General features: G+C 76.2%; 1 protein-coding gene. It reads right to left on the bottom strand.

Going from position 1 to position 445, the window contains the following annotated elements:
- Nucleotides 1-44: 44 nt before the first annotated feature.
- A partial coding sequence (locus tag BI06_RS11005) for a PrsW family glutamic-type intramembrane protease (RefSeq protein ID WP_043467263.1) occupies nt 45-445 on the bottom strand: 401 nt, incomplete at its 5' end.

A 445-nucleotide genomic window follows, 5' to 3' on the forward strand; every position in this document is an offset into this window, starting at 1 on the left:
AACACAACAATACGGGGAGATCGCCCGGATGGGAAATCCGTTCCTCACGGGCCTCCGGCCGGCCCCCCGAGCCACCCTGCGAGCCGCGCGGCGAACCGCAGTCCGAGGCGGGTGGCGGTCCGCACGCCGGTCCGGGCCCGCGGCGCCGCAGGCCCGTCCCGTCCCGGGTGCCGGGCGGCCCGTGACCGGGCCCAGGCGGAGAAGCAGACCAGCGCCGCGAAGCAGGGCACCATCAGCACCGCGTAGACCAGCAGGAAGCCGTGGGTGCCGAGGTCGGCGGCGGCGTTCCAGGTCCCGTGCAGGGCCATCGACAGGACCAGCCCGGTCGGCGCCGCCAGCCGGGCCAGCCGGCGGCGCCCGGTGGTGAGGCTGACCGCCAGGCCGAGCCCGGTCAGCGCGGTGAACAGCGGATGGGCGAACGGCGAGAGCAGGCCGCGCAGCACGA

The organism is Kitasatospora sp. MBT66, from assembly GCF_000710405.2.
In the GTDB taxonomy this organism is placed as follows: domain Bacteria; phylum Actinomycetota; class Actinomycetes; order Streptomycetales; family Streptomycetaceae; genus Kitasatospora; species Kitasatospora purpeofusca.